Here is a 6,888-nt window from a genome sequence, read left to right on the forward strand (position 1 = left end):
AGGGGGCTATCGTATGCAGGAGCGATATTCAAGACAAATATTATTTCCTGGTGTTGGAGAAGAAGGGCAGCGAAAAATAAGAGAGAAGCATGTGCTTATTATCGGCGCTGGTGCCCTAGGTGCGGCAAATGCAGAAGCGATTGTTAGAGCAGGTGTTGGAAAAGTAACGATTGCAGATCGTGATTATGTAGAATGGAGCAATTTACAAAGACAACAATTATATACAGAAGAAGATGCAAAGCAGTATAAACCGAAGGCGGTAGCGGCAGCAGAACATTTAAAAGAGATTAATTCTGAGGTGGAAATTAATCCAGTTGTAACTGATGTAACGGTGCAAGAAATGGAAGAACTAGTGAATGGTGTAGACTTAATATTAGATGCGACAGATAATTTTGAAACGCGTCTTCTCATTAATGATATTTCACAAAAGTATAATATTCCGTGGATATATGGTGGTTGTGTCGGAAGTTACGGAGTGACTTATACAATTTTACCAGGGAAAACACCGTGTTTCCGCTGTTTAATGGAGCATCCGGCGAGTGGAGCAACATGTGATACAGTTGGTATTATACAGCCAGCGGTGCAGTTAGTAGTTGCGCATCAAATAACAGAAGCGTTGAAAATATTAGTAGAAGACTTTGGTGCGCTTCGTGAAACGATGCTATCGTTTGACCTTTGGAATAATCAGCAGATGGCATTTAAAGTGAATAGGCAGAAAAAAGATACGTGTTTATCTTGTGGAAGATTACGTACATATCCGAGTTTAACATTTGAAGCACAAACGAAAACGGAAGTGTTATGTGGGCGGAATACAGTACAAATTCGTCCAGGGATGCGGAAAGATTTTAATTTAGAAGAAATTAAAAAGCGCTTACAAAAAAGTGTAGAGGTAAAGGCAACACCTTATTTATTATCATTCCCGATAGAAGAATATCGATTTGTTCTATTTACAGATGGTAGGGCGTTTATTCATGGGACAAATGATATGAATGTAGCGAAAAGTTTATATGCAAGATATATAGGTTGAACCTAAAGGAAATCCTTTAGGTTCAACGGAGAGGATTACGAATTTCTCGTATAATCGCCACTTTTTCCACCTGTTTTTTCAAGTAAGTACGTTTCACCAATAATCATACCTTTATCAACAGCTTTACACATATCATACACGGTAAGAGCCGTAGCAGAAGCAGCTGTTAAAGCTTCCATTTCAACGCCAGTGCTACCTTCTGTTTTAACTTTTACTTCAATAAGTAATCGATATTGTTCATTTGATTGTTGCCAATCGAAAGAAACGTCAACACCTTTTAATAATAAAGGATGGCACATTGGGATAATATCAGAAGTGCGTTTTGCAGCCATAATGCCTGCGATTTGGGCAACTGCTAATACGTCACCTTTCCCAATTTCATTGTGAGAGATTTTATCATAAATTTCTTTCGTAACTACAATGCTAGAGCACGCAATTGCTGTTCGAACGGTTGTTTTTTTGTCGCTTATATCAACCATCTTCGCGCGTCCTTGGTCATTAAAGTGTGTGAATGAAGACATGGAATTCCTCCTTGAAGTAATTTCTGTTTAATATATAAAGTTTAATCGAGATAAAAAAAATTGCAAATATGAGGTGAGAAACGATGGTAGAAAAACGAATTCCAATTCAAGTTGCTGAGGCAGTAGAGCGGGTAATGAAATATGCGAAGCATGGTGAAGTAGAAGAAGTTTCTATTACGGAAAGTTACGGGAGAATTCTTGGGCAAGATGTTGTCTCAGATCATGACGTTCCTCATTTTAATCGTTCTCCTTACGATGGTTTCGCAATTCGAGCAGAAGATACGAAAGAAGCGAATCAAGAGAATCCAGTTGAATTTGAAGTGATAGGAGAAATTGGAGCGGGGTCTGTTTTTGTAGAAGAGGTAGGTTCTTTTGAAGCAGTTCGTATTATGACGGGAGCAGCTATTCCAGAGGATTGCAATGCAGTCGTAATGCTAGAACTGACAGAAGGATTTGAGAAGAACGGAAAAACATATATGAGGTTAAAGCGTCCTTTTAATAGTGGTGACAATGTGTCATTTAAAGGAGAAGATATAAAACAAAATCAAGTTCTCGTTAAGAAAGGTGTTGCAATTAATCCAGGTGTTGCTGCGCTATTAGCGACGTTTGGATATAGTACTGTGAAAGTTGTAAAACAGCCTGTTGTCGGTATTGTAACGACAGGGAGTGAATTACTAGAAGTACACGAGTCGTTAGAACCAGGAAAGATTAGAAATAGTAACTCTTATATGATTGCCGCTCAAATTATGAAAGCTGGTGGAAAGGTCCGATATTATGGCCAACTGGCTGATGAGCTAGATGCATGTTTTACAGCTGTTCAATCGGCGATGGATGAGGTTGATATTTTAATTACAACAGGCGGTGTTTCGGTAGGAGATTATGACTACTTACCAGCTATATATGAAAGATTACAGGCGAATGTCCTCTTTAATAAAATAGCGATGAGACCAGGAAGTGTAACGACAGTAGCTGAAGTTGATGGAAAGTTACTTTTCGGTTTATCAGGGAATCCGTCTGCTTGTTATGTAGGCTTTGAATTATTTGTGCATCCGATTATAAAAACGTATTTGTATGCGAAGGAGCCTCACGTATATAGAGCTGATGCTATTTTACAAAAAGATTTTCCAAAGCCAAATCCATTTACTCGTTTCGTAAGAGCAAACGTGACGATCGTGGATGGGGCATTACAAGCGATGCCGGTCGGTTTAGATAAATCGAGTGCGGTATCTTCACTTGCGGATGCAAATGCGTTTATCGTGTTGCCTGGAGGAACGAGAGGATTTGAGGCAGGGATGAAAGTATCCGTATTATTGTTAGAGCATTCGGAGGGATGTGATTGGCCTTGGGCAAAGCCTCTTCAATCATACAAATAGTAGGGTATCAAAATAGCGGGAAAACAACACTTGTAGAGAAAGTTGTGCATGCTTTAGCCGAAAGCGAAATGAAAGTTGCTACAATTAAACATCACGGGCACGGAGGTTTTCCAGAAGTAGCACAAAAAGATAGTGAAAGACACAGAAAAGCCGGTGCTGTCGTAAGTAGTGTAGAAGGTGCGGGATTACTTTCACTTTCTTCGTTAAGAGAGGAATGGTCCTTACAAGAAATTATTCGCTTATATGAGTTTTTTGAAGTGGATACAATTTTAATAGAGGGCTATAAAAAAGAGAACTATCCGAAAATAGTGTTACTTCGTTCTGCGGAAGACGTTGAACTTGTACATAAAGTAGAAAATGTAGTAGCGGTCATTACGTGGTATAATGCGCCGGTAAATTTACGAGAAGAATATAAAGTATTTCATATAACAGAAGAAAAGTTGTACATAGACTGGTTTTTACAAACGGTTAGGAGTGCGAAATGATAAATACATATTATGAAGTAATTGATACAGAAATCTCGATTGAAGAGGTAGCGAAGAAAGTAATTCGCCGTGAATGCGGTGCTGTTACAACGTTTATTGGAACGGTTAGGGAGTTTACGAAAGGGCGTCGTACATTATACTTAGAGTATGTCGCTTATAAGACGATGGCAGAAAAGATGCTACAGAAAATAGGCTTAGAAGTGAAGGAGAAATGGCCAGATACACACGTTGCGATTACGCATCGCATCGGTACATTGCAAATTTCTGATATCGCGGTTGTTGTGGCTGTTTCAACACCGCATCGTAAAGCGGCCTATGAAGCGAATGAATATATTATGGAACGCATAAAACAAATTGTTCCCATTTGGAAAAAGGAGTTTTGGGAAGATGGTGACTCGTGGATTGGTGACCAATTAGAAAAAACGCCATATCCGGCGGGAGAGCCTGGGAAGGAGTTATAAGTATGATTCGAGTATTGTTATTTGCGCACTTGCAAGAAGAAGCAGGAACAAGTGAATTACGAATAGAGAAAGAAAATATTACGGTTGCAGAGTTAAAAGATATTGTTGCCAATGAATATAATGTACCAGTATCAGCGCCAATTATGGTTGCAATTAATGAAGAATACGCAAATGAAGATGATAAAATTCAATCTGATGATGTTGTTGCACTCATACCGCCAGTGAGCGGTGGTTAATATTGGATTCATTAAAACGACTTTCCTGAATAGGGGAAGTCGTTTTTTTATGGTATTTTTGAGAACACTAATTTATAGAACAAGGAGGGCATTATGAAAAAAATATGTGTAATGATGACGATGATATGTTCTATCTTTCTCTTTTCTCCAAGCGACTCTTTGGCGAAAGAATCGAAAGAACAACTTTTAGAGAGTGCGCTCTTAAATCGATATTACTCCGTTATAAGGCAAGCGACAGAAGATCAATATGAATGTGATTCAGTTATAAATATAAAGCGTCTCGGCAAGAAAGATGAATTCGTTCCTCGATTTGAAGTGACGCTACAATTTCTTACTTTTCAAGGTGCACATAATCCGCCAAATGACAAAGTTACACTTACTTTGGAAGATAATTTAGATCACATAAAGATCAAGAAAGTGGAAAGAGAAAAAAATGTTTCTAGTGCGATCGCAGAAAAGGTTTGCGCACAAGCGAAAGAAAAAATGAAAGCACACTCTAATAGTGTAGAGCGGTAACTGATGACATTTCGTAAAGAAAGGTAATGAGCCATGGATATATTTTTAGCGATTTTACCAGCTATATTTTGGGGAAGTATTGTGTTATTTAACGTGAAACTGGGCGGTGGACCGTATAGTCAAACGCTTGGCACAACGCTTGGTGCACTTATTTTCTCGATTGTTGTTTATATTTTTGTAAAGCCAGTATTAACTCCTACCGTTATTGGAGTTGGAATTGTGTCAGGTTTATTTTGGGCACTTGGTCAGGCGAATCAATTGAAAAGTATTGATTTAATGGGTGTTTCGAGGACGATGCCAATTTCAACAGGACTGCAATTAGTTGCGACGACTTTATTTGGCGTTATCGTATTTCATGAATGGTCCACGACAATTTCAGTCGTCCTTGGAATTTTAGCGCTCGTTTGTATTCTTATCGGTGTTATTTTAACGTCACTTCAAAGTGAAGAAGAAAAAAATGCAGAGCAAGCAGCAAATTTTAAAAGGGGCATCATAATTTTATTAATTTCAACAGTCGGTTATTTAGTTTATGTAGTAGTTATTAGGCTATTTAACGTAGATGGTTGGTCGGCTTTATTACCACAAGCAGTTGGTATGGTGTTAGGAGGTATTTTACTTACATTTAAACATCATCCATTTAATAAATATGCGATACGAAATATTATTCCAGGATTAATTTGGGCAGCTGGAAATATGTTTTTATTCATTTCGCAGCCGCGTGTCGGAGTCGCAACAAGCTTTTCGCTATCGCAAATGGGAATTGTTATTTCGACGCTTGGCGGGATTCTTATATTAGGCGAAAGAAAAACGAAACGTCAATTAACAGGTATCGTTGTTGGCATCGTTTTTATTATTGCAGCCGGAATTATGTTAGGAATTGCAAAAGGTTAAGGAGGTATGGAAATGTATAGTGATTTAGAAGGGAAAGTCGTCGTTATTACAGGATCAGCAACGGGTCTCGGAAGAGCGATGGGAGTAAGGTTTGCTAAGGAGAAAGCAAAGGTCGTTATTAACTATCGCTCACGAGATTCAGAAGCGAATGATGTGTTAGAAGAAATTAAAAAGGTAGGCGGAGAAGCGATTGCTGTAAAAGGTGATGTGACGGTCGAGGCAGATGTTATGAATCTCATTCAATCTGCTGTGAAAGAGTTTGGTACGCTCGACGTTATGATTAATAATGCAGGAATAGAAAACGCGGTACCGTCGCATGAAATGCCGTTAGAAGATTGGAATAAAGTAATCAATACAAATTTAACAGGCGCTTTTTTAGGAAGCCGTGAAGCGATTAAATATTTTGTGGAACACGACATTAAAGGATCTGTCATTAATATGTCTAGCGTTCATGAGAAAATTCCGTGGCCACTATTCGTGCACTACGCAGCAAGTAAGGGCGGTATTAAACTTATGACAGAAACGTTAGCGTTAGAATATGCACCAAAAGGTATTCGAGTAAATAATATTGGACCAGGTGCAATTAATACGCCAATTAATGCCGAAAAGTTTGCTGATCCAAAACAGCGGGCTGACGTAGAAAGTATGATACCGATGGGCTATATTGGGAAACCGGAAGAAATTGCAGCGGTAGCAACTTGGCTTGCTTCATCAGAGGCGAGTTATGTAACGGGAATTACGCTATTTGCAGATGGTGGAATGACGTTATATCCATCGTTTCAAGCTGGGCGTGGGTAATATAAAAGGACGAAGAGATAAAACTCTTCGTCCTTTTTTTACAAAAAAAAATAGCGGCCAGCTATTTTAAATTTAGTGATTAATTGTATCTTGAAGAAATTCTGTTGCTTGATGTTCAGTAACATTTTGTACGAGCGCGACTTCGCTGATCATCATTTTTCGTGCATTATCTAGCATTTGTTTTTCGCTCGCATTTAATGTTCTCTCTTTATTACGGCGAAGTAAATCCCGAACCACTTCTGCGCTATCTTGTAAATTGCCATTTTTCATTTTTTCCATATTCATTGTATATCTTTGTTTCCATGAGAGTGATGGGTCTGACTCCCCGTTTTGAAATTCAAGAAGTATATCATCTAACGTACCTCGATCAACGATATAACGAATACCTGATTTTTTTAATTGTTCCATCGGAAGCATTACTTGCATATCTTTACTAATGATGCGTATCACACAATATTGACGTGAAGTACCTAATATTTCTTTCTCTTCAATTGCTTCGATAATTCCTGCACCGTGCATTGGATAAACGATTTTATCACCAATTTGAAACAAATCATCCACCTCCATATGTGGTAACCAC

10 protein-coding genes are annotated in these 6,888 nt (G+C 38.4%); 8 read left to right on the forward strand and 2 right to left on the reverse strand.

From position 1 onward, the window contains the following. Positions 1-13: 13 nt before the first annotated feature. Positions 14-1,027, forward strand: a complete 1,014-nt coding sequence (locus JDS92_RS17360; protein WP_097959486.1) for a molybdopterin-synthase adenylyltransferase MoeB — start codon at positions 14-16, stop codon at positions 1,025-1,027. A gap of 35 nt (positions 1,028-1,062) precedes the next feature. On the opposite strand, the gene moaC is transcribed toward JDS92_RS17360, so the two are convergent. Continuing rightward, on the reverse strand, positions 1,063-1,548 hold the full coding sequence (moaC, locus tag JDS92_RS17365; RefSeq protein ID WP_000094154.1) for a cyclic pyranopterin monophosphate synthase MoaC: 486 nt from the start codon (positions 1,546-1,548) through the stop codon (positions 1,063-1,065). 83 nt (positions 1,549-1,631) lie between these two features. On the opposite strand from moaC, the gene moeA reads away from it, so the two are divergent. The 7 genes from moeA (at position 1,632) to JDS92_RS17400 (ending at position 6,308) form a co-directional block, all read left to right on the forward strand. After that, complete coding sequence (gene moeA / locus JDS92_RS17370) at positions 1,632-2,921, forward strand: molybdopterin molybdotransferase MoeA (RefSeq protein WP_199632204.1); 1,290 nt, start codon at positions 1,632-1,634, stop codon at positions 2,919-2,921. Beyond that, on the forward strand, positions 2,885-3,406 hold the full coding sequence (mobB, locus tag JDS92_RS17375) for a molybdopterin-guanine dinucleotide biosynthesis protein B (RefSeq protein ID WP_141555995.1): 522 nt from the start codon (positions 2,885-2,887) through the stop codon (positions 3,404-3,406). Before moeA ends, mobB begins: the two co-directional genes overlap by 37 nt. After that, complete coding sequence (moaE, locus tag JDS92_RS17380; protein ID WP_000611221.1) at positions 3,403-3,867, forward strand: molybdopterin synthase catalytic subunit MoaE; 465 nt, start codon at positions 3,403-3,405, stop codon at positions 3,865-3,867. The genes mobB and moaE overlap by 4 nt, the downstream gene beginning before the upstream one ends. A gap of 2 nt (positions 3,868-3,869) precedes the next feature. Next, a complete protein-coding gene (gene moaD / locus JDS92_RS17385) occupies positions 3,870-4,103 on the forward strand; it encodes a molybdopterin converting factor subunit 1 (protein ID WP_000621780.1) in 234 nt (77 codons plus the stop codon). A 93-nt stretch (positions 4,104-4,196) separates the two neighbouring features. Continuing rightward, entirely contained in the window at positions 4,197-4,619 is a 423-nt protein-coding gene (locus tag JDS92_RS17390; RefSeq protein ID WP_000717664.1) for a DUF3888 domain-containing protein, read from the forward strand. A 33-nt stretch (positions 4,620-4,652) separates the two neighbouring features. Next, entirely contained in the window at positions 4,653-5,510 is an 858-nt protein-coding gene (gene glcU, locus JDS92_RS17395; protein ID WP_000350875.1) for a glucose uptake protein GlcU, read from the forward strand. A gap of 12 nt (positions 5,511-5,522) precedes the next feature. Beyond that, complete coding sequence (locus JDS92_RS17400; protein WP_000286691.1) at positions 5,523-6,308, forward strand: glucose 1-dehydrogenase; 786 nt, start codon at positions 5,523-5,525, stop codon at positions 6,306-6,308. Between the two features lie 72 nt (positions 6,309-6,380). Here JDS92_RS17400 and JDS92_RS17405 read toward each other — a convergent pair whose 3' ends face one another. Beyond that, complete coding sequence (locus JDS92_RS17405; RefSeq protein WP_000451446.1) at positions 6,381-6,875, reverse strand: CarD family transcriptional regulator; 495 nt, start codon at positions 6,873-6,875, stop codon at positions 6,381-6,383. Positions 6,876-6,888: the final 13 nt, after the last annotated feature.

Source organism: Bacillus cereus group sp. N12 (genome assembly GCF_016483575.1).
GTDB lineage: Bacteria > Bacillota > Bacilli > Bacillales > Bacillaceae_G > Bacillus_A > Bacillus_A toyonensis.

What these genes read in the sequence shown, in the direction of transcription:
- JDS92_RS17360 (WP_097959486.1), top strand. Translation starts at nt 14, where the DNA reads ATGCAGGAGCGATATTCAAGACAAATATTATTTCCTGGTGTTGGAGAA.
- moaC (WP_000094154.1), bottom strand. Translation starts at nt 1,548, where the DNA reads ATGTCTTCATTCACACACTTTAATGACCAAGGACGCGCGAAGATGGTT.
- moeA (WP_199632204.1), top strand. Translation starts at nt 1,632, where the DNA reads ATGGTAGAAAAACGAATTCCAATTCAAGTTGCTGAGGCAGTAGAGCGG.
- moaE (WP_000611221.1), top strand. Translation starts at nt 3,403, where the DNA reads ATGATAAATACATATTATGAAGTAATTGATACAGAAATCTCGATTGAA.
- moaD (WP_000621780.1), top strand. Translation starts at nt 3,870, where the DNA reads ATGATTCGAGTATTGTTATTTGCGCACTTGCAAGAAGAAGCAGGAACA.
- JDS92_RS17390 (WP_000717664.1), top strand. Translation starts at nt 4,197, where the DNA reads ATGAAAAAAATATGTGTAATGATGACGATGATATGTTCTATCTTTCTC.
- glcU (WP_000350875.1), top strand. Translation starts at nt 4,653, where the DNA reads ATGGATATATTTTTAGCGATTTTACCAGCTATATTTTGGGGAAGTATT.
- JDS92_RS17400 (WP_000286691.1), top strand. Translation starts at nt 5,523, where the DNA reads ATGTATAGTGATTTAGAAGGGAAAGTCGTCGTTATTACAGGATCAGCA.
- JDS92_RS17405 (WP_000451446.1), bottom strand. Translation starts at nt 6,875, where the DNA reads ATGGAGGTGGATGATTTGTTTCAAATTGGTGATAAAATCGTTTATCCA.